Source organism: Aeromonas sp. PS2Canimalfood6 (assembly GCF_048276795.1).
Lineage (GTDB): Bacteria > Pseudomonadota > Gammaproteobacteria > Enterobacterales > Aeromonadaceae > Aeromonas > Aeromonas caviae.
In genome coordinates this window covers 1-1,283 of record NZ_JBLUXC010000132.1, presented here as the reverse complement: position 1 = coordinate 1,283, position 1,283 = coordinate 1, and the positions used below count along the sequence as shown (strand labels likewise).

Genomic DNA, 1,283 nt, shown 5'->3' with positions numbered 1-1,283 from the left:
CAGGGCCGACGCATGATCATTCTCTGCACAAGTTGATCAAGTCTCGATCAGTTGAACGGCTCCAAGTACGATTTTAATTGTACCTTGCGTTGCCAAGCTGTAAATAGTCGAGATCTTAACCAACTGTTTATTATTATGGCCCAGAAGTCTTTGCTCGACTACCTTGAATCAATCCCAGACCCACGCAATCAGGCCAAGTGCTCACATATCTTGTCAGAGGTTGTTTTCATGGCCATTTGCGCCATGATGTGCGGTTTTGATACTTGGAGCGAGATTACCTTGTTTGCTCAAGAGCGAGAGCCATGGTTCCGGCGCTGGCTGCGCTTGCCTGGCGGCATTCCATCACACGATACATTCAACCGCATCTTTGCCACTCTGCCTCCCGCCAGTCTGAAATCCATTTTTCAAGCGTGGATCGGCGACATCATGGGCGATGAAAAACTGGTTGGCCAACTAGCGGTTGATGGTAAAGCTCTTCGTGCTACCGCTAAAGGGCGAGGAGCCAACGTTGTTCATATGGTCAATGTCTGGTCAACTGAGCTGGGAATGTGTGTTGGCCAGCAAAAAGTCGCTGACAAATCTAACGAGATCACGGCAATACCTGAGCTACTCCAACTTCTTGAATTAAAAGGGTGTTTGGTCAGTATTGATGCAATGGGTACACAGGTCAAAATTGCTGACACCATCCTCAAGAAGTCGGGGGATTACCTGCTTGCGGTGAAAGACAACCAACCTAGCCTCAATACTGAAGTAAAAGAACAGTTCCAAGCGTATTGGGATAAGAATGAAAGCGATGTTTCGGGGCACGGCTTTACTGAACAATTTGACTCAGAACATGGGCGAAAAGAGCATCGACGTTGTTGGGTTCTGGTGGTTGATGAAAGCATGCCAGTTTGCCAGCAGTGGAAAGCGAAGACGATCATAGCCGTGCAGGCTGAGCGAATTGAAAATGGCAAAGGCTATGATTTCGTGAGATTTTATATAAGTAGCCGAGCGTTGGATGCCACCTCAGCGCTGAAGGCAACCCGAGCGCACTGGTCGGTAGAAAATCTGCTGCACTGGACTTTAGATATTGCGTTCGGAGAGGATCAACTTCAGGCCAGAGCGGGCTTCGCTGGGGAAAACTTAGCGGTCATCAGGCAGTGGATACTGAACATGCTGAAGCAAAACAAATCACGTAATCTAAGCATGGCCAACAAGCGCAGGCTCTGCTGTCTGAATGAACAATATTTGTTCGAATGTATGGGGTTGTTCAAAGTATAAACACTGATGCGTCAGCCCTG

1 protein-coding gene is annotated in these 1,283 nt (G+C 48.1%); it reads left to right on the top strand.

Annotated features, from left to right (window positions below; genetic code table 11):
* The first annotated feature begins 135 nt into the window (after nucleotides 1-135).
* Complete coding sequence (locus ACNPAA_RS20870) at nucleotides 136-1,263, top strand: ISAs1-like element ISKpn9 family transposase (protein WP_053288160.1); 1,128 nt, start codon at nucleotides 136-138, stop codon at nucleotides 1,261-1,263.
* The last annotated feature ends 20 nt before the right edge of the window (nucleotides 1,264-1,283 follow it).